At 64.4% G+C, this 23,396-nt stretch carries 22 protein-coding genes; 8 read left to right on the forward strand and 14 right to left on the reverse strand.

Annotated elements, in window-relative coordinates; genetic code table 11:
• Positions 1-73: 73 nt before the first annotated feature.
• On the forward strand, positions 74-1,561 hold the full coding sequence (locus JGU71_RS21965) for a peptide MFS transporter (protein ID WP_199706586.1): 1,488 nt from the start codon (positions 74-76) through the stop codon (positions 1,559-1,561).
• A gap of 23 nt (positions 1,562-1,584) precedes the next feature.
• Here the strand turns inward: JGU71_RS21965 and JGU71_RS21970 are convergent, their stop codons facing one another.
• From JGU71_RS21970 to infC, 9 genes are all read right to left on the reverse strand, one after another.
• Positions 1,585-2,337, reverse strand: coding sequence for an N-acetylmuramoyl-L-alanine amidase (locus JGU71_RS21970; RefSeq protein ID WP_199706915.1), 753 nt, complete (start codon positions 2,335-2,337; stop codon positions 1,585-1,587).
• Between the two features lie 71 nt (positions 2,338-2,408).
• Positions 2,409-3,449, reverse strand: coding sequence for a hypothetical protein (locus tag JGU71_RS21975; RefSeq protein WP_199706588.1), 1,041 nt, complete (start codon positions 3,447-3,449; stop codon positions 2,409-2,411).
• Complete coding sequence (locus JGU71_RS21980) at positions 3,446-3,901, reverse strand: hypothetical protein (protein WP_199706590.1); 456 nt, start codon at positions 3,899-3,901, stop codon at positions 3,446-3,448. The genes JGU71_RS21975 and JGU71_RS21980 overlap by 4 nt, the downstream gene beginning before the upstream one ends.
• Before the next feature lie 51 nt (positions 3,902-3,952).
• Positions 3,953-6,424, reverse strand: a complete 2,472-nt coding sequence (gene pheT, locus JGU71_RS21985) for a phenylalanine--tRNA ligase subunit beta (protein WP_199706592.1) — start codon at positions 6,422-6,424, stop codon at positions 3,953-3,955.
• Between the two features lie 30 nt (positions 6,425-6,454).
• Complete coding sequence (gene pheS / locus JGU71_RS21990; protein WP_199706594.1) at positions 6,455-7,486, reverse strand: phenylalanine--tRNA ligase subunit alpha; 1,032 nt, start codon at positions 7,484-7,486, stop codon at positions 6,455-6,457.
• Positions 7,487-7,562: 76 nt separating this feature from the next.
• Positions 7,563-8,363, reverse strand: coding sequence for a TrmH family RNA methyltransferase (locus tag JGU71_RS21995; protein WP_199706596.1), 801 nt, complete (start codon positions 8,361-8,363; stop codon positions 7,563-7,565).
• Positions 8,364-8,383: 20 nt separating this feature from the next.
• Positions 8,384-8,773: a 50S ribosomal protein L20 gene (gene rplT, locus JGU71_RS22000; RefSeq protein WP_199706598.1), complete on the reverse strand. Its 390-nt coding sequence runs from the start codon at positions 8,771-8,773 to the stop codon at positions 8,384-8,386.
• Positions 8,774-8,825: 52 nt separating this feature from the next.
• Positions 8,826-9,020 (reverse strand): 50S ribosomal protein L35, encoded by a 195-nt coding sequence (gene rpmI, locus JGU71_RS22005; RefSeq protein WP_199706600.1) that lies wholly within the window; start codon positions 9,018-9,020, stop codon positions 8,826-8,828.
• 46 nt (positions 9,021-9,066) lie between these two features.
• A complete protein-coding gene (gene infC, locus JGU71_RS22010; RefSeq protein WP_199706916.1) occupies positions 9,067-9,774 on the reverse strand; it encodes a translation initiation factor IF-3 in 708 nt (235 codons plus the stop codon).
• 344 nt (positions 9,775-10,118) lie between these two features.
• Between infC and JGU71_RS22015 the strand changes: the two genes are divergently transcribed.
• Positions 10,119-10,451, forward strand: coding sequence for a DUF1844 domain-containing protein (locus JGU71_RS22015; protein ID WP_199706602.1), 333 nt, complete (start codon positions 10,119-10,121; stop codon positions 10,449-10,451).
• Here JGU71_RS22015 and JGU71_RS22020 read toward each other — a convergent pair.
• Entirely contained in the window at positions 10,445-12,070 is a 1,626-nt protein-coding gene (locus tag JGU71_RS22020) for an alpha/beta fold hydrolase (protein ID WP_199706604.1), read from the reverse strand. The two genes, JGU71_RS22015 and JGU71_RS22020, sit on opposite strands and share 7 nt — an antisense overlap.
• 124 nt (positions 12,071-12,194) lie before the next feature.
• Here JGU71_RS22020 and JGU71_RS22025 point away from each other — a divergent pair, with 124 nt between their 5' ends.
• Positions 12,195-12,902 carry an alpha/beta fold hydrolase gene (locus JGU71_RS22025; RefSeq protein WP_199706606.1) on the forward strand — a complete coding sequence of 236 codons (708 nt, stop codon included), beginning with the start codon at positions 12,195-12,197 and terminating at the stop codon, positions 12,900-12,902.
• 4 nt (positions 12,903-12,906) lie between these two features.
• Here JGU71_RS22025 and JGU71_RS22030 read toward each other — a convergent pair whose 3' ends face one another.
• Both JGU71_RS22030 and uvrA read right to left on the reverse strand, forming a co-directional pair.
• Positions 12,907-13,998 (reverse strand): alpha/beta hydrolase family protein, encoded by a 1,092-nt coding sequence (locus JGU71_RS22030; RefSeq protein ID WP_199706917.1) that lies wholly within the window; start codon positions 13,996-13,998, stop codon positions 12,907-12,909.
• 38 nt (positions 13,999-14,036) lie between these two features.
• Positions 14,037-16,970, reverse strand: coding sequence for an excinuclease ABC subunit UvrA (uvrA, locus tag JGU71_RS22035; protein WP_199706608.1), 2,934 nt, complete (start codon positions 16,968-16,970; stop codon positions 14,037-14,039).
• Between the two features lie 163 nt (positions 16,971-17,133).
• On the opposite strand from uvrA, the gene JGU71_RS22040 reads away from it, so the two are divergent.
• A complete protein-coding gene (locus tag JGU71_RS22040) occupies positions 17,134-17,820 on the forward strand; it encodes an MBL fold metallo-hydrolase (protein WP_199706610.1) in 687 nt (228 codons plus the stop codon).
• Between the two features lie 10 nt (positions 17,821-17,830).
• Here the strand turns inward: JGU71_RS22040 and JGU71_RS22045 are convergent, their stop codons facing one another.
• Positions 17,831-18,694, reverse strand: a complete 864-nt coding sequence (locus tag JGU71_RS22045) for a MerR family transcriptional regulator (protein WP_307829765.1) — start codon at positions 18,692-18,694, stop codon at positions 17,831-17,833.
• Between the two features lie 35 nt (positions 18,695-18,729).
• Between JGU71_RS22045 and JGU71_RS22050 the strand changes: the two genes are divergently transcribed.
• The 4 genes from JGU71_RS22050 (at position 18,730) to JGU71_RS22065 (ending at position 22,858) form a co-directional block, all read left to right on the forward strand.
• Positions 18,730-19,650, forward strand: coding sequence for a DoxX family membrane protein (locus tag JGU71_RS22050; protein WP_199706612.1), 921 nt, complete (start codon positions 18,730-18,732; stop codon positions 19,648-19,650).
• Positions 19,651-19,708: 58 nt separating this feature from the next.
• Positions 19,709-20,047 carry an antibiotic biosynthesis monooxygenase family protein gene (locus JGU71_RS22055; protein WP_199706614.1) on the forward strand — a complete coding sequence of 113 codons (339 nt, stop codon included), beginning with the start codon at positions 19,709-19,711 and terminating at the stop codon, positions 20,045-20,047.
• A gap of 61 nt (positions 20,048-20,108) precedes the next feature.
• Entirely contained in the window at positions 20,109-22,415 is a 2,307-nt protein-coding gene (locus JGU71_RS22060; protein ID WP_199706616.1) for a HelD family protein, read from the forward strand.
• Between the two features lie 35 nt (positions 22,416-22,450).
• Positions 22,451-22,858 carry a DUF732 domain-containing protein gene (locus JGU71_RS22065; protein WP_199706618.1) on the forward strand — a complete coding sequence of 136 codons (408 nt, stop codon included), beginning with the start codon at positions 22,451-22,453 and terminating at the stop codon, positions 22,856-22,858.
• Positions 22,859-22,901: 43 nt separating this feature from the next.
• On the opposite strand, the gene JGU71_RS22070 is transcribed toward JGU71_RS22065, so the two are convergent.
• Complete coding sequence (locus JGU71_RS22070; protein ID WP_199706620.1) at positions 22,902-23,354, reverse strand: universal stress protein; 453 nt, start codon at positions 23,352-23,354, stop codon at positions 22,902-22,904.
• Between the last annotated feature and the right edge of the window lie 42 nt (positions 23,355-23,396).

Genomic DNA, 23,396 nt, shown 5'->3' on the forward strand with positions numbered 1-23,396 from the left:
CCCGAGGAAAATCGCTGGTCGAAGCCGGACAAACCGCAACCAATCGGCCGAGGCGGTGGCAGAGTTACCTCCTATGACCACGCCTGCCGACGACGACGTTTCGCTGACCAAAGCCCCTGTCGAAGAAAACGATCGCGGCTTCTTCGGCCAACCGTTCGCGCTGGCGAATCTGTTCGGCGTCGAGATGTGGGAACGCTTCTCGTTCTACGGCATGCAGGGCATCCTGCTCTATTACCTGTACTACTCGGTGACCGAGGGCGGCCTCGACATCGATCGTGCGACTGCGACGAGCATCGTCGGCGCCTACGGCGGCACCGTGTACCTGTCGACGATCATCGGTGGCTGGATCGCCGACCGCGTTCTCGGCTCCGAGCGGACGCTGTTCTACAGCGCAGTGCTGATCATGTTCGGCCACATAGCCCTTGCGGTTCTGCCCGGTGTCGTCGGCGTCGGCGTCGGCTTGGTCCTCGTCGCGGTCGGCAGCGGTGGCTTGAAGGCGAACGCAACGTCGATGGTCGGCGAGTTGTACTCCGAACACGACGAGCGCCGCGACGCCGGTTTCTCGATCTTCTACATGGGTATCAACATCGGCGGTTTCGTCGGGCCGCTGCTGACTGGCGTCGCTCAGGACAAGATCGGCTTCCACGCCGGATTCGGTTTGGCCGCAATCGGTATGGCCCTCGGTCTCACGCAGTACACCGTGTTCCGCAGGCACTTGCACGGTGTCGGCGCAACCGCGCCGAACCCGTTGCCCCCAGCCGAACGCCCGCGGTGGATCGCCGTCGCGGTCGGCGGACTCATTCTGATCGCCGTACTCTCCATCACCGGCGTCATCACCGCCGCAAGCCTGTCCGACATCGTCGTCGGCGTCACGATCGTCGCTGCCGTCGTCTACTTCGCAGTCATGCTGTCCAGCAAGCGAATCACGGCCGTCGAACGGAGCCGGGTGATCTCGTTCATTCCGATGTTCATCGCGAGCGCGGCATTCTGGTCCTTGTTCCAGCAGCAGTTCACCATGATCGCCGAGTACGCAGACAAACGCTTGAACCGCGACGTGTTCGGCTGGGAATTCCCGGCGGCATGGGTCCAATCGATCAACCCCGTCTTCATCATCATCTTCGCAGGCATCTTCGCCGCGATGTGGACCAAACTCGGTTCGCGACAACCGACTACACCGCTCAAATTCGCCGCCGCGAACGCCGTCATGGGAGTCGCATTCCTCTGCTTCATCCCGATCTCCGGCGGCGGCCCCAACAGTGCGCCGGTGATCGCACTCGCAGGCATACTGCTGCTGTTCACCTTCGCCGAACTGTTGCTCTCCCCCGTCGGCCTTTCGTTGGCGACGAAGTTGGCGCCGAAGGTGTTCCACACGCAGATGGTCGCGCTGTTCTTCCTTTCGGTTGCGCTCGGCTCGGCGATGGCCGGAACTCTGGCGGGCTACTACGACGAGGCCAACGAGAAGCCGTACTTCATCGCCATCGGTGGTGCGTCGATCGCGGTCGGCGTGGTCGTCGCAGTCTTGTCACCGTGGATCAAGAAGATGATGGCCGGGGTCCGCTGAGCGAGAGTCAGCCGACGCCGATTTCACCCGACGAACGTGACGATCGAGGCGGCGATCGCATCGGCATAACGTTGCCGACCGGTAGCCGACGACAACGTCTCCGCCTCGACGGGATCGCGCATGTTGCCACATTCGACCAGAACGGTCGGCTGCTGAGACAGGTTGAGCCCTGCCAGATCTGCACGCGGGTTCAAGCCGTCGGCTCCCACATAGGTCGACGGCACGAATCCCGCACCTGCCAAGCCATCGCGCAACGTCTGCGCCAGCCGAACCGACGGACCCTCCTGCGCGGGATTCAGCGGCGGCGACGAATAGGCGACGTGAAAACCATGGGCCCCCGGCGAGGTGGCACCGTCGGCATGGATGGACACGACAGCCGCGGCAGCAGCCCGGTTACCGATCGCAGCACGTTCGTCGACACACGGCCCGACACCGTCGTCACTCGGCCTGGTGAGCACGACCTCGATGCCGCGTGCTAGCAAGGCATCCCGCACTCGGACCGTGACGTCCCAGGTGAAGGCGTGCTCCGGGTAGCCGGCGTCGGTGGACGTGCCGGTCGTGTTGCACGGCTTCGTCCGCCCTCGACCATCTGGGACGAGCGCACCGATCTCTGCCGGGTGCGACCCGTTGGCGCCGTTGTGTCCGGGATCGAGAACGACAACTCGCTTGGCGGCCAGCGTGACCGGCAACGCAGGTTGTGTCGAGGTCTGCGTCGGTGCCGCAGCGGTCTCGACCGCAGCGGGCGGTACCGGCGTAGCGCAGCCTGCGAGCACCATCGACGTGACGCCGACGATCAGGCCGAACGGGAAAAGTCGTCGCACACCTGAAGACGATAGTTCCCGACCAACTAGTCGGCCTGCGCGGCGGCAAGCAATTCGAGGGTCTGCTCGGAGCTGAAGAACGGCGCCAGACGCGCACGGATCTGCGAGGCAAGCACGCCGTTCTCTTTGGCCGCTTCGATGACGGGTGGCGCGAACGTGATGAGCTCGGTGACGATGTCGTCGGCGGTCAAACCGAGTTCGGGCAGCAGCGCCGCGACGGTGAATTCGCCGTACCTGTCGAAGAACACATCGATGCAGGCTTCGACGACGTGCCCGAAGTACTCCTTGTTGCGTCCTGACTCGACGATGTCGAGCACGATCATCACGACCTCGCGCAGTTCCTGCTTGCTGAGATATTCGCGGAGCACGCTGACCGGTTCGTCCGCATGCAGATCCCACAACTCCATCGCGGCATCGTGCAACGGTGCATCGTGAATCAGCTCTTTGATCGCGTTGTTGGTTCGCCGCAGCGCGAACTGCGCACCCCTGCCAGCAACATCTCCGATGAATCCCTCCAGGTGCCGGTCGCCTGCGCTACGAACCTTGCTCGCGGCCGTGCTACCTGCTTTCAGGACCCGCGACATGCCCGGAACCTTCTCTGCGCGTGCACGATTGGCCGCCATGAAGTCCGCGACGATCTTGTTGACGAAGCTCGATGCGACCGTGGCGACCAACGGGCTCTCGGTCAATCGCTCCAACGCCCGGTTGTGCAGCGTGTGCATGGCGAGGAACTGCTCGATCAACGCCGCGACGGGTTCCCGATCGACGACGTCGCCGAGGGTGTACTCGTCACTCTCGGCGAGGTCGTAGATGGCTTCGGCGATCGCTTCGACCATCTCGGTGACAATGTCACTGCCACCGATTTTGTCGACGACACGATGCGCGGTTTCTTTCACGCGCGCGCGATCGACAACTTCCCCCACGATCAACGTGTCAGCAACACCGAGCACATCCGCGACATCGCGGCGAATCACGTCCTCGAACCGGTCGCCGGTCAGTTCCGCAATCACGAACTCGACCTGAGCATCGAGCAACTTCTCCGCAAGCGCGTTCGGATCCGAACTCACTCGTTCCCCTTCGGTTGGTCTTCAGGTTTCTTCATCGAACGGCGAATCTGCTCCAGCCGGTCGTGCCCCGCCTTTTCCCGAGCATCCCACTGCTCCTGCAGCGACTTACCCGCAGCTGTGTCCTGATCCAACTCCCCCGCACCGACCGACGTCCCGAAGCGCTGCTCGATCTTCTCCCGCACCCGACCGAAGGTCGGCACCCCACCGGTCGTGTAGTCCGCATCCGGTAATTGCGTAGCCGGCAGCACGCCTGGCGATGCGGGAGCCGGCTGTGCCCGTGCAGGAACAGGCTCTGCGGCAACCGGTTCCGCTGGATGCACCACGGCAGCGTCGTGTACTGCGGCAGCGTCGTGCACTGCGGCAAGCGCGGGCCGTCCCTCGGTCGCGGATCGAACGACCTCGAGCAGTTCGTCGTCGGTCAAAGCCTGTAGCTGAACAACAAGATCGGACATGACAGCCTCCTCGGTAGCCGTTCCCAGGCTAGTCGTCCTTTCCGTCGCGGATCAGGCCCGCATCTGCGCACCGACCGCTTCCGCCGCCGCCGCGACCGCCGCGTCACGTGCCGCGCTTGCCTCGTCCTCGGTCAGGGTGCGATCGGCGGCGCGGAAGCGCAGCGCGAACGTCAGCGACTTGCTGCCACCGAGTTGCTCACCCTCGTACACGTCGAACAGCCTGATGTCTTCCAGCAACTCGCCACCGCCCGAACGCAGCGCCACTTCGACGGCAGCGGCCGGTACGGCCTTGTCGACCTTGACCGAAACATCCTGCAGCACAGCAGGAAAAGGTGACACCGCGGGCGCTGGGAGCCCGGTGTCGATGGGAAGGCCATCGAGGTCGATTTCGAGTGCGCAAGTGCGCTTCGGCAGTCCCGCACGTTCGAGGACGGCCGGATGCAACTCACCTGCGTGGCCGACGACGACGCCGTCGACAACCAGTGCCGCGCAACGGCCGGGATGCCACGGCAGATGTTGGGCCGCGCGGCGTTCAACGGTAACTCCCGCTGCGGACGCAATCGTGTCGACGGCGGCGAACGCGTCTGCCGCGTCGGCCTGACGCCCGGGTCCCCATGGACCACGCGGCTCGCGCATGCCAGTGAGAACGGCTGCGATATGTACCGGCTGCGCAGGCAACGACCCGTCGAGCATTGCGATCTCGTCGTCGGTCGGGCGGCGATCGACGGGCAACGGATCGACCGGACGCGTGTTCGGACCCGGCAGCACCACCTGAGCGATTCCGAAGATCGCCAGATCACGCTGGCCGCGGGCAATATTGCGGCCGGCAACCTCGAGGAGACCGGGCAGCAGCGTTGTCGCCAACTCGGGCCGATCCGCCTCCAGCGGATTCAGCACGCGGGAAGTGGAACGCCGCGGATCGTCGGCGTCGAGGCCCCACACATCGAACACGTCGGTCGGCAGGAACACCGGCGGGGGCACCTCGACGAAACCGGACAGCGCCAATGCCCGGCCGAGCGCACGCCGACGCTTCTGCGTCGCGGTGAGGCCACGTCCGGGAGGTGCCGCGGGAAGGATCGACGGAATCAGCTCCAGCCCTTCGAGTCGGAGCACTTCCTCGACGAGGTCGGCGGGCTGGACGAGATCGGGGCGCCAACTCGGCGGTGTCACAACGAGTTCAGCGCCGTCTTCGACCACCGCACAACCGATTTGGGTCAGTCTGCGCACCGAGGTGCCCGCGGGATAGGCGACACCCGCAACCTGATCGGGTAGACCGGCCTGCATGCGAACAGCCGCTCGGTCGGCGGGTGCACCACCGACGTCGGTCAGCAGAGGTTCCACAGTGCCGCCGGTGATCTCGGCAAGCAGCGTCGCCGCTCGATCGAGCGCCTTGACGTTCAGCGCGGGGTCGACCACTCGCTCGTAGCGCTTGCTCGCCTCCGACGACAACTTGTGCCGACGCGCAGTCCGAAAGACTGCCAACGGATTCCAGGTGGCTGCTTCGAGCAGGACGTCGACTGTATCGGCGCCGACCTCGGTCGAGGCCCCACCCATGACGCCTGCAAGCGAGACGACACCGGTGTCGTCGGCGATGACGACGTCCTCGGGGTCGAGTGTCCGCACGACGTCGTCGAGGGTCCGCAGCTTCTCACCTGCAACCGCTCGACGAACGACCAAACCACCCTTGACCTTTGCCGCATCGAACGCGTGCAGCGGATGCCCGACCTCGAGCATCACGTAGTTGGTCACGTCCACAGCCGGGGAAATCGGCCGAACACCCGACAGCAGGAGGCGGCGCTGCAACCACCACGGACTCGTTGCCGTCGGATCGATACCGGTGACTTTGCGCGCCGCGAACCGAGTAGCGCCCGACTCGGGCTCCAACGTCACAGGCCACGCATCACCCTGCGCCGGAGGCGATTCCACATCGGCGGGATCGGCGAATGCCAGGTCGAAACCACACGCGAGTTCGCGTGTGAGGCCGCGGACCGAGAAGCAGTACCCACGGTCGGGTGTGATGTTCAGCTCGATGATCGTGTCACCAAGGCCGAGCAGGGCGTTGCCGTCGAAACCTGGCTCGGCAGTGCCTGGTTCGAGGACAAGGATGCCGGAATGATCCTTGCCGATGCCGAGCTCGGACACCGAGCAGATCATGCCGTCGGACACCTGGCCGTAGGTCTTGCGCGACGCGATCTCGAAACCGCCGGGCAGCACAGCACCCGGCAGCGCCACCACAACCAGGTCGCCGACCGCGAAGTTGCGCGCACCGCACACGATGCCGCGTGGCGCCGTTTCCCCGACCTCGACCTGGCAGAACCGGATCGGCTTCTTGAATTCGGTCAGCTCGGTGATCTCGACGACCCTGCCGACGACCAAAGGCCCGTCGACAGGCTCGAGCGTGTCGACCTCTTCGACTTCGAGACCGACCCGCACGAAACCGGCGTCAAGCTCCTGCGCGGTCACCGACCAGTCGGGATTGGCCCGCTGGATAATCTCGGTCAGCCACGATTGCGCTACTCGCACGTCTGTTTCGCTCTCTTGTCTCGGTGAAAATCAGGCCTGCGCGCCGAACGGCAGCGTGAATCGGATGTCGCCTTCGACGATGTCGCGCATGTCGGGAATCCCGTTGCGGAACTGCAGGGTTCGTTCCAGTCCCATTCCGAACGCGAATCCGCTGTACACCTCGGGGTCGATACCGCAGGCGCGCAACACGTTCGGATTGACCATGCCGCAGCCACCCCACTCGACCCAGCCTGCGCCACCCTTCTTACCGGGGAACCACACGTCGACCTCGGCCGACGGCTCCGTGAAGGGAAAGTAGTTGGGACGCATACGAGTACGCGTATCCGGTCCGAACAGCGCGCGAGCGAACGCATCGAGAGTGCCGCGTAAATTGGCCATCGTCAGACCCTTGTCGACTGCCAGCCCTTCGATCTGGGAGAAGATCGGCGTGTGTGTCGTGTCCAGCTCGTCGGTGCGGAACGTTCGGCCAGGACACGCAACGTAGATCGGCAGCTCACGCTCGAGCATCGTCCGAATCTGCACGGGCGAGGTGTGGGTCCGCAGCACCTGACGCGAGCCTTCGGGCGCAACGTGGAAGGTGTCCTGCATCGTCCGCGCCGGATGATCGGGCAGGAAGTTGAGTGCGTCGAAGTTGAAATGTTCGGTCTCGACCTCGGGGCCTTCGGCGATCTCCCAGCCCATCGCGACGAAGAAGTCGGCGACCTGCTCGGAGATCACCGTCACCGGGTGCCGCGCCCCCTGCGGCCTGCGGTCGGCAGGAAGGGTCACGTCGATCGATTCGGCAACGAGAACGGCAGCATCGCGGTCGGCGAGCAGCACCTCGCGGCGCGCGTCGTACGCCTCGCTCACCCGAACGCGAGCAATGTTGACGCGTTTGCCCGCGTCGGCCTTCTGCTCCTTCGGCAGTGCGCCGAGACCACGTCGCGCGAGCGCGATGGGCGACTTGTCACCCTGATGCTCGGTCTTCGCCTCGGCAAGTGCATCCAGATCCGCTGCCGCGGCGAACGCCTTCTCCGCAGCGGCGGCGGCCGACGCGAGCGACTCTTCGCTGAGCGGATCCATGTCGAGAACTCCTGAGATCGATACCGGGCGTTATGTACTGCTGATCTTATTGGATCGGTTGCTACGCTCGACGCCGCTAGGCACCCGCGCGGTGCACCCGTGCACTGCTGTATAGGCAAATCGCGGCTGCCGCGGCCAGATTGAGACTTTCCGCACGGCCGTGGATCGGGATCCGGACTCTGTGATCTGCCCGTGCCAGCACATCGGCAGGCAATCCGTGGGCCTCGTTTCCGAACAACCACGCGGTAGGTCGAGCAAGCACGTCGTCGGCCCGGTCGAGGTCAACTTCGCCGTCGGCTGCGGTCGCGAGCAATTGCATGCCGGCCGCCTTCGCCGCATCGAGAGCGGCATGCACATCGCGTTCACGGGCGATCGGCAGATGGAACAGACTGCCCGCCGACGACCGGACGCACTTGCCGTTGTGTGGATCGACCGTGTCGCCGGCAAGCACAACGGCATCGGCACCGACAGCATCGGCGACCCGGATGAGGGTGCCTGCATTGCCTGGCTCAGCGATCTCGACCGGAAGCGCAACAAGCCGCGGATCCCCCGCCAATGCCGCCCCGATCGGTACATCGATCAGCCTGCAGACCGCAACCAGGCCGGGCGGCGTGACGGTGTCACCGAGCGCGCGAGCAGCGCGGTCGTCGACAAGGGACACCCGAACCGACGACACAGCCGCACGCTCGATGAGTGCCGCTGCACGATCGCTGGTGTCGGCTGTGTAGAACAACTCGCGGACGTGACCCCCGTCGAGTGCAGCTTCTATCGAATTTGCACCTTCGACGAGGAACTCACCCGCCTTACGCCGGCCGGCGCTGCGAAGGAGCTTGACAGCCGAAACGACCCGTGGGGTCCGCTCGGTGAGCGCGTCCACGGGTCGTCTCTGGGGTTGGATCAGGCAGCCTCACCGGCAGGCGCGTTCACGTCGGCGGGCAGTGCCGCCTTCGCGATCGCAACCAAGCCGGCGAATGCCTCGGCGTCGGAGACAGCAAGCTCAGCGAGGATCTTGCGGTCGACCTCGACGCCAGCGGCCTTCAGGCCCTGCACGAAGCGGTTGTAGGTGATGTCGTTGAGACGCGCCGCAGCGTTGATGCGGGTGATCCACAGCTTGCGGAAGTCACCCTTGCGCGCACGGCGGTCACGGTAGGCGTAGGCGAGCGAGTGGAGCTGCTGCTCCTTCGCCTTGCGGTACAGCCGCGACCGCTGTCCGCGGTAGCCGCTGGATGCCTCGAGAATCGAACGACGCTTCTTCTGGGCGTTGACCGCCCTTTTTACGCGTGCCACTTGCTAAATCCTGTCTGTGTTGGACCCCGCGGCCCGAATTGATCGAAAAGGGTCAGATACCGAGAAGGCGCTTGATACGCGGGGCATCGACAGCGGCCACGTCGGTCTGGCCATCGAGACGACGGGTACGACGGCTGGACTTGTGCTCGAGCAGGTGGCGACGGTTCGCCTGCTCGCGCAGCAGCTTGCCGCGTCCGGACACCTTGAATCGCTTCGAGGCGCCGCTGTGGCTCTTCATCTTGGGCATGTGATCCTCAGTTCTGTTCGTACTGCTTACGGTGTGGTCGGTGTGACTAACCGCCTGCTGCTTCGCCTTCCGGCGCTGCTGGTGCCTGCGGTGTCGCAGGAGCCTGCGGTGTTGCAGGAGCCGGTGCCGCTGGGACACGCGGTGCCGCGGTGGCCCGAGGGGCTGCCGCGCCTTCTTGCGCCTGCACGCGGGTCTTCGCGCCCTTGTGGGGTGCGAGGACCATGGTCATGTTGCGGCCGTCCTGCTTGGCCGAAGTCTCGACGAAACCCAGTTCGACGACATCCGCCGCGAGACGCTGGAGCAACCGGTACCCGAGTTCGGGGCGGGACTGCTCACGTCCACGGAACATGATGGTCACCTTGACCTTGGATCCGACCTCGAGGAAGCGAATGACGTTGCGCTTCTTCGTCTCGTAGTCGTGATCGTCGATCTTGGGTCGGAGCTTCTGCTCCTTGATGACGGTCTGCTGCTGGTTCTTACGAGATTCGCGTGCCTTCTGCGCCGTCTCGTATTTGAACTTGCCGTAGTCCATGATCTTGCAGACCGGTGGACGGGCATCGGGCGCGACCTCGACCAGGTCGAGATCAGCTTCCAGAGCGACACGAAGTGCATCTTCAACACGCACGATTCCAACCTGTTCGCCTCCCGGTCCGATAAGCCGGACCTCGGGAACTCGGATGCGATCGTTGATGCGGGTCTCAGTGGTGATGGGGCCTCCTAGGTAGAGCGGTGTCTTTGTGACAACCGCCGGCAGGGAGGAACTCTTCCCACTATCAACGCCAGAAGCCCCGCTCGGTGGTTACCGATGCGGGGCCCGATGTCGACCGGCCAGCTTCATCCCAATGCCGAAAGGCATCGCGACGAAACCCCTCGTGAATCAGAGGGAGCCCATTCGATTGCTCGAACGGGCGACCGGACCGTGACGCATACGTAAGTCGCGTAACGGTGGGAGTCGGGCTCCACTTGCTGCCCCGGAACAGTGTCCAGGGAGGTCGTCACCGAAAACCTTATCATTTGCCCACGTCGTAACCGAATCGCAGCGGAAAGAGGAGTCCCCCGCGGGTAGGAGACCGAGCCGAGGATGGAATCCTTTCAACCATGACCGACCAGCCTGTACGTGAACTCGCCGACATCCCCGCAGTGGAGGTGATCAGCCGTGCCGCGGTGATGCTGATGAGTTCTGCGGCAGAAAAGCTCGGACTTTCCGACCCCAACCCGGACGAAAGCCCAAGTCGCGACCTCGACGAAGCTCGCAGAGTCATCACGGCCCTCGCCGGTCTCGTCACCGCGTCGCTCGAATACCTGGGTCCGCACGCAGGTCCGATCCGTGACGGCTTGCAGTCGCTGCAACGCGCATTCCGCGAAGCTTCCGCACATCCCGACGAGCCGGGCAAAGGTCCCGGCGAGAAGCTGACCGGCCCCGTCTACTGAGTCGGTCCACGCCGCGGAGGCGTTGCGTCATCATCGGCGTCGTCACCACCGAGCGCTTTGTGCAGCAGATGAAGCCCCGACCGCACCGGACCCTCCGGCGCCATATGTTCGACGGTGTCGACCAAGCCTGTCAGTGCTTCCTTGATGGTTGCCGACCCGGTCTGAGCGGAATGTGCTGCCGAATGGGTAGCCGACCGCGCAGTGGACCGCGCTGTGTCTGCCGCGGTACGCGCACCGACCGATACCGGCGCGAACACCGCCGCCGGCGCAGCACCCAAGGCGGACAGCTGCGCCTTCGCTGCGGAGCTCAGTCTTTCCGGGCTGAGCCGCTCGGCGCTCAGCGTCGCGATGCCCGCCCGCGTTTCCGGTTCCGGCTCGGCTGCATCGGCAAGTAGCCGTTCGGCATCGGCGGTCACCAGATCGATGATCCGACGCAGTTCGGCGTTTACGACCTCTGGATTCTCGAACACGGTCTGGTGCCCGCATTTCGGAATGACGGTCATCGTCGCACCAGGAATGGCGTCGGCAAGCTTCTGCTGTTCGGCGATCGGTACGAAATGGTCGTTGAAGCCGCCGACAACCGCGGTGTATGCGCTGCCGAGTTCGGCGAGGCCCGCCCGTTCGTCGTGGTCCTGAATAGCAACGACTATGTCGCCCGCCTGCCGAAATCCGTTGCCGTAGACGATCGCCGTCGTCAGTCGAAGCGCGGTCCGCTTGTGCACCGCGAAGAAACGCAGTCCGAGCAGATAGGGAGCAAGCCCGAGTAGCCGCAGCACAAATCGGGGCACGGCATCGGCAACGACCATAAAGCCGGCGACCTCACGCCTGATCAGCCAACTCACCGGTGCAAGCACCCGCCACAAACCGAACGACATCGTCTTGCTCAACGGCCCAGCGGAGGTCGAGCAGAGCACGAGTCCGCCGATGCGGTCGGCGAGATCAGGTCGGGCAGCTCGGAGTGCAAGGACAGTCGCACCTCCCATGCCGTGCCCAGCGAGCACGAGATAGCCCTCCGGCGCGGTGGCGTCGATGACCCGACCGAGATCGTCGGCAAGCTGACGTAGACCGCGAATTCCCTGGTCCAGCTTTCGCGTCCCCGACTTGCCGTGGCCGCGCGCGTCGTAACTCACGCGCCGTACCGGCGAATCTTCCAGTGCCGGACGCTGATAGCGCCACGCGCTCGCATTCATCTGAATTCCGTGGACGAATACCACCGTCACCGCGGCATCGGCCGGACCGTCGATCTCGACATGCAGCGGTACACCGTCCGCGGTACGCACGGTCTCCGGCTGCCCTGGCCTGATCTCGTCGGCAAGTTCACGCCAGGGCCGACCACTCCAGAACTCGAGAATGCCGAGCCACGCCATCAATGCTGCTGCGCCGGCGAACAGGACGACCACAAAACCCCACCACAGCGTCGTCGTGTCGACCAGCCAGTAGAGGGCTCCCCCGATCACCGCGAGCGTCACGAGCGCGGCGGCGCCCGCCAGGGCGAGAAATTCCAACGCACACGCGGCGCGGGTACGTCTCGGCCCGCTGTACTGGCTTGTGTCACGTACCGCTGTGTCATGAACCGCTGTGTCATGAACCGCTGTGTCCTGCAACGCCGCGTTCGTCATCGAACACCTCCGCATCGAGATCGTGCCCGAAGCCTAAACCGGTGAGGTCGGTGCTGGACCGCGAACGCGTCACGTGGACGGCTCACCGATTCCGGGTCGGAAAGCGAGTGCAATGCTGTCGGACATGACGACGAACATTCTTCTTGTTCCCGGTTTCTGGCTCGGCGGATGGGCATGGGACGCGGTCGCCGACGACCTGCAACGACGCGGCGACGTGGTGACTGCCGTGACGCTCCCCGGCATGGACGCAGCCGACGACCGAAGCGCCGTCAGCCTCGACGACCAGGCGCGCGCACTCCTTGCTGCAGCGGACGGTGCCGGTGCTGGCAGAACCGTTCTCGTCGCGCACAGCGGAGCCGCAGCACCCGCCACCCTCGCAACCGATCTCGATCCGAATGCATTCGCCCGTGTCATCTACGTCGACACAGCGCCGCTGCCGGACGGCTTCACCATCTTCGAGGATCTGGATCCAACTGCGACCGAGGTCCCGCTACCGGACTGGGAAGAACTCACGGCCGCCGGCAATAGTCTCGACGGCTTGGACGAAGCCGCTCTGACGATGTTCCGCGAACGGTCGGTTCCAGTGCCCGCGCAGGTAGCCGGCGGCAAGCTCGAGTTGAAAAATGTTGCACGCAACGGTGTTCCGACCACGATCGTGTGCAGCAGCTTTCCCTCGTTCGCTGTGCAGCAGATGCGCGACGAAGGCCATCCCCTCGGCCTCGCTCTGCGCGACATCGACGCCGACTACGTCGATCTGCCGACCGGTCACTGGCCGATGTGGTCGAAGCCTGCCGAATTGGCCGAGATCATCCACACTGCGGCGAACAAGTAGGCGACTATCCGAGCAGTCGAGCGACGAACGGCACCGAGTCGGCGAGCGAGAGAGCCATCGTTCCGTCGTGGTCCGAGGGATACGGTCGGAACGTGACGGGTTGACCGTTCGCTGTGAGTCGGGCGGCGAAGGCGATCGTCGCGGGCGTCACGACGTCGGTGTCGAGTAGCCCCTGGCCGATGAAAAATGGTCTGTCGTAACCGTTCTCCGGTATCCCCATAAAGTTGCGCAAGATGTCGGAAACACCAGGAATCGAGGAAAGCGGCTTCGTGAACAACGATCCGACGGCAACTCCGTCGACCGACGGACCGAATTCGTCGTAACAGACGGCCTCGGCTCGGTCCACGAGGTCGACACCCCGCTGGGTCAGGAACGAATCGATCTTCAATGCCGGAAAGGTCGCTCGCAAACCGGACAGGATGTAGACGAGATAGGTATTCAAGTTCTCCCCGACCGCGATCGGTGGGACACCCGGCCCGAGCAGAGCGACGACATCCTCGATGTCGGCAGGCACACCCGTCGCGACGGCGCCACGGTAGTCGAGGCCCGAACCACCGAACTCCGTGGCGTAGCGGGCGGTAGTCAATGCCGCTCCCGCACCTTGCGACTGACCGATGACAACCCACCGATCGGACAGGCTCGCGTACGTCGCGGTACTCGCCTTGACCATGTCGACGACGCTGTGCGCTTCGACGATGCCGTTGAGGTAATGCGTCGGACCTGCGACGCCGTGCCCTGCGTAGTCGGAGGCGACGATCGCGTAGCCCTTCGACAGCCAGGTCGACAGGTATGCGAAGTCACGTTCGGGCCGAAGCGGACCGCGCACGCTGTACGCGCACTGGTCGCCGAGTCCGAGTGTGCCGTGCGCCCAAGCGACTACCGGCCAGCCACCCGCGGGTGCGGGGCCGGGCGGCAGGTAGACAGCTCCACTGCTGAGTGCCGGACCGTCTGGACCTGTGGTCCAGTAGGTCAACCGATAGGCGTCGGCCGAGCCTGGTATTCGGATCTCGACCGGTAGCGGATCGGCACTCACCACGGTCCCCGGGAAGCGGTCGTCCGCCACCGCGGGTGCCGCAAGGACGAACGAGGACAGCATCGAGATCACGGCGGCCGCCACGACCGCGGCGAGCCGAGTCACGACTTCGCGCCTGCCCCGACCGCGGCCCGCTTGCGCGGTGCCCGCTTCTTGGGAGCCGTCTTGATCGCTGTCGAAGCCTGCTTCAGCACTGGCTTGAGGAACTGACCTGTATAGCTTTCCTCGACGTCCGCGATCTCTTCCGGAGTGCCTTCGGCAACGACGACGCCGCCACCCGAACCACCCTCCGGCCCCATGTCGACCACCCAGTCCGATGTCTTGATCACATCGAGATTGTGCTCGATCACGATGACGGTGTTGCCCTTGTCGACCAATCCGTTGACGACGATCAGAAGTTTGCGGATGTCCTCGAAGTGCAGGCCGGTCGTCGGCTCGTCGAGAATGTAGGCGGTCCGTCCTGTCGAACGCTTCTGCAGTTCGGCGGCAAGCTTCACGCGCTGCGCTTCGCCTCCCGACAGCGTGGGTGCAGGCTGGCCGAGCCTGACGTAGCCGAGACCGACATCGTTGAGTGTCTTCAGATACCGATGGATGGATGTGATGGGTTCGAAGAAATCAGCGGCTTCCTCGATCGACATGTCGAGGACTTCGGCGATCGTCTTGCCCTTGTAGTGCACTTCCAGGGTCTCGCGGTTGTACCGCGCACCGTGGCAGACCTCGCAGGGGACGTATACATCCGGAAGGAAGTTCATCTCGATCTTCAGGGTGCCGTCGCCTGAACATGCCTCGCACCGGCCGCCCTTGACGTTGAACGAGAAGCGGCCCGGCTGGTAGCCGCGGACCTTGGCTTCGGTGGTCGCCGCGAACAACGTCCTGATCTTGTCGAAGACGCCTGTGTAGGTCGCCGCATTGGATCGCGGGGTACGTCCGATAGGTGACTGGTCGACCTGGACGAGTTTGTCGAGTTGATCCAATCCGTTGATTCGGGTGTGGCGCCCAGGTACTTGCCGGGCGCCGTTGAGCTTGTTGGCCATGACCGTCGCGAGGATGTCGTTGACAAGCGTCGATTTGCCCGAGCCGCTGACGCCCGTGACCGCGGTGAGCACCCCGAGCGGGAAACTCACGTCGATGCCTCGGAGGTTGTGCTCGCGCGCGCCGACAACCGTCACCTGACGTTTCCGGTTCGCGATCCGTCGAACGAGCGGGATCGCGATCTCCGATCGGCCGGAAAGATAAGCGCCGGTGAGCGATTCGGGATCGGTGAGCAGTTCCTCGTACGGTCCGCTGTGTACGACGCGACCGCCGTGCTCGCCCGCGAGCGGGCCGATGTCGACGACCCAGTCCGACGCCCGAATGGTGTCTTCGTCGTGCTCGACGACGATGAGCGTGTTGCCGAGATCCCGCAGCCGCGTCAGTGTTTCGATGAGCCGCCGGTTGTCACGCTGATGCAGCCCGATCGACGGTTCGTCGAGCACGTACAACACACCGACCAGTCCCGACCCGATCTGGGTCGCCAGCCGAATGCGCTGCGCCTCACCACCGGAGAGCGTTCCTGCCGCGCGTGAGAGCGAGAGGTACTGCAAACCGACATCGAGTAGGAACCCGAGCCTGGCCTGCACTTCCTTGAGCACCTGACCCGCGATCGCCTTCTGTCGTGGGCCGAGGGTCAGGTTGCCGAGGAACTCCGAGCACTCCGCTATCGACAGCTCACTGACTTCGGCGATCGACTTCTTGTCCTCGCCCGCCGAGATGGTCACCGACAGAATCTCGGGCTTGAGCCGAGCGCCGTTGCAGGCAGGACACGGCACGTCGCGCATGTAGCCGTCGTACCGCTCCTTCATCTGCTCCGATTCCGTGTTCTCCATCCTGCGATGCAAGAAGGGCATGACGCCCTCGAAGTCGGCGTAATACGAGCGGGTGCGGCCGTACCGGTTCTTGTAGCGAATGTGCACCTGGTCGGAACTGCCCTCCAACACCGCTTTGCGAGCTTTCGCCGGTAGGTCCTTCCACGGCGTCCGCATCGAGAAGCCGATGATCTCCGACAACCCCGACAGCAGTCGACCGAAGTACTCCGCCTGCTGCCCGACCGACCACGGCGCGATCGCACCGTCCTCGAGACTCAGCTCCGGGTCCGGAACGACCAGCTCGGGATCGACCTCTTTACGAATGCCGAGACCTGCGCACTCCTGGCACGCGCCGTAGGGCGAGTTGAACGAGAACGAACGCGGCTCGAGATCGTCGATGTCGAGCGGATGATTGTTCGGGCACGCGAGCCGCTCGGAATACCGACGCTCGCGATCGGGCGCCTGCTCGTCGCGATCGACGAAATCGAGCACGACGATGCCGTCCGCGAGGCGCAGCGCGGTCTCGACCGAGTCGGTCAGCCGCTGCTTGGAGCTGGCCTTGACCGTCAACCGGTCGACGATGACCTCGATGTCGTGCTTTTCCTGCTTCTTCAGCGTCGGCGGCTCGGTCAACGGGTGGACGACACCGTCGACCCGGACACGCGCATAACCCTGCGACTGCAGCTGTTCGAACAGGTCGACGAACTCGCCCTTGCGGGTCCGGACCACAGGTGCGAGCACCTGGAACTTGGTGCCGTCCTCCATGGCCAGTACCTGATCCACGATCTGCTGCGGCGTCTGTTTTGCGATCGGTTCACCACAGACCGGGCAGTGTGCGTCGCCGGCTCGCGCATAGAGCAGGCGCAGGTAGTCGTACACCTCGGTGATGGTGCCTACCGTCGAGCGAGGGTTGCGGTTGGTCGACTTCTGATCGATCGACACCGCAGGCGAGAGCCCCTCGATGAAATCGACGTCGGGCTTGTCCATCTGCCCGAGGAACTGACGCGCGTAGGCCGACAACGACTCGACGTAACGACGTTGACCTTCGGCGAAGATCGTGTCGAACGCCAGGCTCGACTTACCGGATCCGGAGAGTCCGGTGAAAACGATCAGGCTGTCACGAGGGAGGTCGAGATCGATCCCGCGCAGATTGTGCTCGCGAGCACCCCGCACGATCAGGCGGTCCGCCACTGGCAGTCCCTTCTTGTCAGAACTAGTTCAAAAAACAGGTGCAATTCACGAGGTCCGTGCGACGACAGCGCACGCGGTCCACATGCTATGTCTGCCCACCGACAAGTTCCTTGGACGAATGGGCGAGCACCCGCGGCATACCCACGACGGTAGCCTGCGGAACATGGAGCAACCCGTCGCAATCGACAGCAACTACACCGGCCACATCGCCCCCGGTTCGTCCGCGCAACGACGCACAGTCGATGGCGCGAGCATTATCAAGATCTCGGTCGGTCCTATGGATAACAACGCCTACCTGGTCCAATGTTCCTCGACGGGCCTGACGCTGCTCATCGATGCCGCGAACGAAGCGGACCGGCTGATCCAACTCGTCCGCGAGCAAGCCGGAGGCACACTCGAGCTTATCGTCACAACTCACCAGCACCCCGACCACTGGTTGGCGCTGCAGGACGTCGTCTCCGCGATCGGCGCCTCGACGGCTGCGCATCCTCTCGACGCCGAGCCGCTTCCGGTTCCGCCCGACTTCGATCTCGACGACGGCGAAAGTATCCAGATCGGTGAACTCGAGCTCGAGATCATCCACCTGAGCGGCCACACGCCAGGATCGGTCGCGCTGGCCCTCACCGAATCGGGTGGGCGAGTACACCTGTTCACCGGCGACTCGCTGTTCCCCGGCGGCGTCGGAAAAACGGCGGACGCGGAGAAGTTCGCCAGCCTGCTCGCCGACGTCGAGACGAAGCTGTTCGGTCGCTTCGGTGACGATACGATCGTCTATCCCGGTCACGGTGACGACACCACACTCGGAAACGAACGCCCCCACCTGACGGAGTGGCGAGAGCGCGGCTGGTGAGCCACGCTAGCTACTCGGTCTCCGCCTTGTGCTTCTGAAAGGCCACAGACAAATACTCGCCGAGCTGGGTCGCGACCGTGTTCTCCATCGCCGAGGCCAGCGTGTCGTGGACAGCCGCGATGCCGATCTCGCGCATGTGGCTGATCATGTTGGTCGTCGCGGCGATGTCCTCGTCGGTATCGGGTAGCCAACCAGGGCCGTGCTGGGCGGTGATGTGCGAGCGGGCAGTGTCGACCATCAGCCTGGCTATGTCGTCGACGCGTTGCGCGATGTCGCTGTACAGGTCGATGACGTCGCGCAATTGCAGGCCGAAGGTGTGCAGCTCGCCGAATGCTTCCAGCATGCTCGGGCGGGTGAACGTGATCGTGTCGTCGTCCTTGGCGCGGGCAAGACCGAGTTCGATGAGTCGATCGACCAGGTCCCCTGCGTCCGACCCGAGAAACGTATCCACCAACTCGCGAGGCACATCGATGGAACTGTTGTCGCCCCAGGTTGCAGTGACGGCATGCTGCAGTCCCAGCACCTCGGACATGTCTTTGCCCGTTTCCCAGCTGGTGATGAAATCAGCAATATGGGCTGTGGTGAAACCTCGTTGCAGCAACGCATCGATGATCTTCAGACGTTCCAGATGCGTCTCGTCGTAGATCGCCGCTCGGCCCGACCACCTGACAGCAGGTGGCAACAAGCCGCGCTCCTGATAGGCGCGGACGTTGCGCGACGTCGTTCCGGCCTCTCTAGCGAGATCATCGATCCGGTAGTCCACTTGCCGCAGTCCCCTGTCGATCGCCGGTTGGTCGGCCAAGCCTAGCGAACCGGACGTTGCCAGATACGCAGCCAACCACCGCTCGTCCGGACCCGAAGTTGTCGATGTCACGTTTCGCGCAACGGCGCTGTGGGAACCCTCGCGTCATGTTGATTCGCAGAATTGCCCGACCGCTTATGTCGACGATCTTCATCGCGCAGGGCATCGAGTCCCTGAGGAATACGAAGCTCTCAGCCGACGCCACCAGGCCGCTCCTCGACAAGAGTCAAGAGGTGCTGCCCGACAAGTACTCGTCCAAGGTGCCGACCGATGCCGAGCAGGTTGTCCGGATCAATGCCGCCATCCAGATCGCCGGTGGCGCACTGCTGGCGACGAACAAGGCGCCACGTCTCGCCTCCATCGCGCTCGCCGGCACGCTCGTCCCTGGCAACCTCGGCCGCAACGCGTTCTGGAACGAGACCGACCCGCAGCTCAAGGCACAGGAGCGCACCGAATTCCTCACGGGCCTCAGCCTGCTCGGTGGTCTGATGATCGCAGCTGTGGATACCGAAGGTAAGCCGTCGCTCGGTTGGCGAGGCCGCCGCGCGGCACGTCGCGCAACCGCGGCTGTGTCGTCCGCACTCCCGATCGGTGCTGCCGCCGAGACCGGAGCGTTCGGCGAGACTGTAAGCCACGGCTTGCACGCCGCAGCAGAGAGGAGTCGCGCGCTTGCCGAGGTCGCGCGCGAACGCGGACCGGTGATCGCAGCCGCTGCAAAAGAGCGCGGCAGTGAGCTCGCCGAGGTCGCCCGCGAACGCGGACCCGGCATCGCAGCCGCAGCAAAAGAACGCGGCAGTGAGCTCGCAGAGGCGGCCGCCGAGCGTGGCCGCGAGCTGGGTGACTACGCACGCGAGCACGGACCTGAGCTTGCCGAAGCGGCGCGCAACCGCAGCAGCGAACTTGCTGCCCGAGCAGCAGAACGCGGCGAAGTGCTCGCCAAGGTGACCAGGAAAGAGGCCGCAAAGGCCAAGAAGGAAGCTGCCAAGGCCTCGCGCACGGTGAAGTCCAAGGCCGCCGAGTACAGCTAATCTTCGAGGTCGACGGACCGCCACTCACGGCGGTCCGTAGGCCTAGGAGTTCGCCCCAATGATTCTCGAACATGCACTGCTGCCCGTTCGACCAGGCGAAGAGACCCGGTTCGAGGCTGCTTTCGAGCACGCCCGGTCGATCATCGCGGTCATGCCCGGCTTCAGATCGCTCACTCTGTCCAGGTCGATCGAAACGCCGACCTCCTACCTCCTGCTCGTCGAGTGGGAGACGCTCGAAGACCACACCGAAGGCTTCCGCGGATCAGCCGAGTACGAACGCTGGCGCGAACTGCTGCACAGCTTCTACGAGCCGTTCCCGACGGTCGAACATTTTGTCAGAGTGACCCACGCGGACCCTCGACCGGGCACTTCGGCGCACCCTTCGATCTCCAACTAGACTTCTCAGGGCGATTTTTGCGATCCCGCGACAAGTCGCGCCCTACACCGAGGAGTACCTATTGCCTGACGACGGCCAGAGTGCCCTGGACCGTGAGCAGGAGTACGTGTCGACGCTGTACCACCAGCTCGACAGCATGCGGAAGTACGCGGCGACGCGACTGAGCAAAGTTCTGCTGGAGACGGGTGGGACGCCGCAGGCGCGCAGCGAGCGCGAATCGTTCAGCCAGCTGTACACCGACGACCTCGCGAAGTACGACGCGGCCGAAAACGGTTTGTGCTTCGGCAGAATCGATATGAGCGACGACGAGTTGCGCTATGTCGGACGACTGGGAATCCTCGACGAAGCCAACGACTACGAGACGCTGCTCCTCGACTGGCGTGCGCCGATGGCACGTCCCTTCTACCTCGCGACGACTGCGATGCCGGACGGCGTGATTCGACGTCGTCACATCCGGTCTCGCAGCCGCCGAGTGACCGCCGTCAACGACGAATACCTCGACCTCGACGCCGCGCAGGAGGCAGGTCGTACGGAGGATTCAGGCGGGGTCGGCACCGAAAGCGCGTTGCTCGCTGCCCTCAACGCCGCCAGAACCGGCCACATGAACGACATCGTCGAAACCATTCAGAGCGAGCAGGACGCCATCATCCGGTCCGATCACAAGAGTGTGCTCGTTGTGCAGGGCGGACCGGGGACCGGCAAGACGGCTGTCGCACTGCATCGGGCGGCGTATCTGCTGTACACCTATCGCCAGCAGCTGGCGAAGAGCGGCGTCCTCATCATCGGACCGAACGCGACGTTCCTCGATTACATCGGGCAGGTGCTGCCGTCGCTCGGCGAGACCGGTGTCCTGCTGTCGACGATCGGCGATCTCTACCCGGGTGTTCGCGCGACTCGAGAAGATTCGCTTCGGGCCGCGGAACTCAAGGGCTCCCTGACCATGGTCGACGTGCTCAAGAACGCGGTCAGAGATCGGCAGTTGGTTCCCGACGAGACGATTACGCTGCGCTTCGAGTCCTACGAGGTGTCGCTCGACCGCAAGACCGTCACGCGGGCCCGTGGCAGAGCACGTTCCTCGCGTAGGCCGCACAACCTGGCTCGCCCGATCTTCGTCTCCAGCGTCATCGATTCGTTGACCGACCAGATCGCGACCACGATCGGCAGCAACGTCGTCGGCGGCTCGAATCTGCTCAGCCGCGACGACATCGCCGATATCCGCGACGAGATGCGGTCGGACGCTGAGGTCATGGCGACCATCGGCGGTCTGTGGCCGGAGCTGTCTCCGCAGGAGGTATTGGTCGACCTGCTCGCATCGGACGTGCGACTGTCGACTGCCGCCCAGCAGTTCGCTGCCGACGACCGTGCAGCGCTGCTGACCTCGGAACGTCGCGGCTTCACCCCTGCCGACGCTCCCCTGCTCGACGAACTAGCCGAGCTGCTCGGCGTCGACGACGCGGAAGAGCGCGAACGCAACCAGCGGCAATGGCGAGCCCAGATCGCCGACGCGCAGGGCGCACTCGACATCCTGACCGGTTCTGCACCGCAAGATCTCGAAGACGAACTGGATCCCGAGATCCTGATGGCCTACGACCTGATCGACGCCAGTCAACTCGCGCAGCGGCAGAACTCCGGTGTGCGACTCACCACCGCGGAACGTGCTGCGGGCGACCGCACCTGGACCTACGGTCACGTCATCATCGACGAGGCGCAGGAACTGTCCGAGATGGCGTGGCGCATGGTTATGCGCCGGATACCGAATCGTTGGATCACAGTCGTCGGCGACGTCGCACAGACCGGCGACCCCGCAGGCACCACCTCGTGGCAACGCATCCTCGAGCCGTATGTCGCACGGCGCTGGAAGCTGGCCGAGCTGACGGTGAACTACCGAACACCCGCCGAGATCATGGGCATCGCACAGGACGTGCTCAGCGCCATCGATCCAGCGGCAACAGTGCCGCGGTCGGTGCGCGACTCGGGCGTCCCGCCCTGGGCGCACTCGGTAGATGCCGCCGCCCTCGAGCCGATCGTCCGCGACTACGTAGCCGCCGAAACGGGCCCAGGCCAGACCGCCGTGATCGTGCCGAAAGAGTTGTCTGCAACTTTCGCGGACCTTGCAAGCGACTCGGTGAGCGTCCTCACCGTGCGGGAGGCCAAAGGTCTCGAGTTCGACGTCGTTTTCATCGTCGAGCCCGCTCAGGTACTCGATGAGTCTCCACGCGGGCGAAACGACCTGTACGTTGCTCTTACGCGAGCTACGCAACGCCTCGGCGTCGTACATTCCCGGCCACTACCGACCGAACTAGCCGGTCTCGTCGATTCCGACCGCAACGACGCGGCGTCAGGGCGCTCGATCGCCGCAGGAAACTGATCGCGAGCAGATTCGCAGGCAGGAAGGTGTTCGACGTGGACGGCAAGACCAGCGCCATACGCGTCGCCATCGTTCTCGCCGCGGGTTCGTTGACGCTCGGCGCCTGCACGGTCGCCGACTCGGGTGACTCTGCACAGTCCTCGTCGGCTACGCCAACCGCAGCGGCCATCGCACTCGGCGGTGAGCAACCTCTCGACGACCGGGCGCAGGCCTACAAAGACGCTCTGATCGCCGCGGGAATCCCTGCGGGGCAGTCGAATTCCACGACCCTTGTGCTCGGCGAAGGGATTTGTGCGCGATTGGCCGATGCAACTCCTGAGCCCGAGATCCTGGCGAACCTCGCGCCTCTCGCCGAGTACACGGCGTCGACATCGCAGGGCACGCTCGACGGTGACCAGGTCGCTCGCATCTATCTGGAAACAGCAAAATCCGACTATTGCTGACGATTTCCCGTCGGCAACAGCCGGATTTGCGGTTCCGAGCCGGCTAGCGGACCGTGTGCACGATCAGAACGTCGGAGCGTGACTTGCGCGCGACGTCGGAGGGCACCGATCCGAGCAGGCGACCAGTCAGCGAGTTGAGGCCGCGGTTGCCGATGACAAGCAGATCCGCGTCGACGTCGACGACGAGTTGCAGCAGCGAGTCGACCGGAGCACCGACGATCGAACGTTCGACGATGTTGGTCGCGCCGACTGCATGAGCCTTCTCGCGGGCGGTGCGCAGGATGTCGTTCGTTGGCGCACTGCCGCGCACTTGGTACGCGTCGTCCTTGAGTACGTCCGCCGCGGCACCGACGTCACGCTCGTCCGTCGGGTAGTACGCGCAAGCGATCACAAGCTGCGCCCCCTCGTCGCCGGCAAGCGACGCGGCCTTCTCGACGGCCTTGTACGACGAGTCGGAACCATCAGTCCCGACGACAATGGTCCGGTACGCGCTCATTCATCCTCCATGGGTGCAAAAAAACGGGTGCACAGTCGCGCG

Origin of the sequence: Antrihabitans stalagmiti, from assembly GCF_016482825.1 — a bacterium.
Taxonomy (GTDB): domain Bacteria; phylum Actinomycetota; class Actinomycetes; order Mycobacteriales; family Mycobacteriaceae; genus Antrihabitans; species Antrihabitans stalagmiti.

Bases quoted from the DNA above. Each gene is read 5' to 3' on its own strand.
- JGU71_RS22055 (WP_199706614.1), top strand. From the start codon at position 19,709: ATGATTCTCGAACATGCACTGCTGCCCGTTCGACCAGGCGAAGAGACC.
- JGU71_RS22050 (WP_199706612.1), top strand. From the start codon at position 18,730: ATGTTGATTCGCAGAATTGCCCGACCGCTTATGTCGACGATCTTCATC.
- JGU71_RS22020 (WP_199706604.1), bottom strand. From the start codon at position 12,070: ATGACGAACGCGGCGTTGCAGGACACAGCGGTTCATGACACAGCGGTT.
- JGU71_RS22030 (WP_199706917.1), bottom strand. From the start codon at position 13,998: ATGCTGTCCTCGTTCGTCCTTGCGGCACCCGCGGTGGCGGACGACCGC.
- JGU71_RS22070 (WP_199706620.1), bottom strand. From the start codon at position 23,354: ATGAGCGCGTACCGGACCATTGTCGTCGGGACTGATGGTTCCGACTCG.
- JGU71_RS22025 (WP_199706606.1), top strand. From the start codon at position 12,195: ATGACGACGAACATTCTTCTTGTTCCCGGTTTCTGGCTCGGCGGATGG.
- JGU71_RS22015 (WP_199706602.1), top strand. From the start codon at position 10,119: ATGACCGACCAGCCTGTACGTGAACTCGCCGACATCCCCGCAGTGGAG.
- JGU71_RS21970 (WP_199706915.1), bottom strand. From the start codon at position 2,337: ATGGTGCTCGCAGGCTGCGCTACGCCGGTACCGCCCGCTGCGGTCGAG.
- JGU71_RS21980 (WP_199706590.1), bottom strand. From the start codon at position 3,901: ATGTCCGATCTTGTTGTTCAGCTACAGGCTTTGACCGACGACGAACTG.
- rpmI (WP_199706600.1), bottom strand. From the start codon at position 9,020: ATGCCCAAGATGAAGAGCCACAGCGGCGCCTCGAAGCGATTCAAGGTG.
- JGU71_RS22040 (WP_199706610.1), top strand. From the start codon at position 17,134: ATGGAGCAACCCGTCGCAATCGACAGCAACTACACCGGCCACATCGCC.
- pheS (WP_199706594.1), bottom strand. From the start codon at position 7,486: ATGGATCCGCTCAGCGAAGAGTCGCTCGCGTCGGCCGCCGCCGCTGCG.
- JGU71_RS21965 (WP_199706586.1), top strand. From the start codon at position 74: ATGACCACGCCTGCCGACGACGACGTTTCGCTGACCAAAGCCCCTGTC.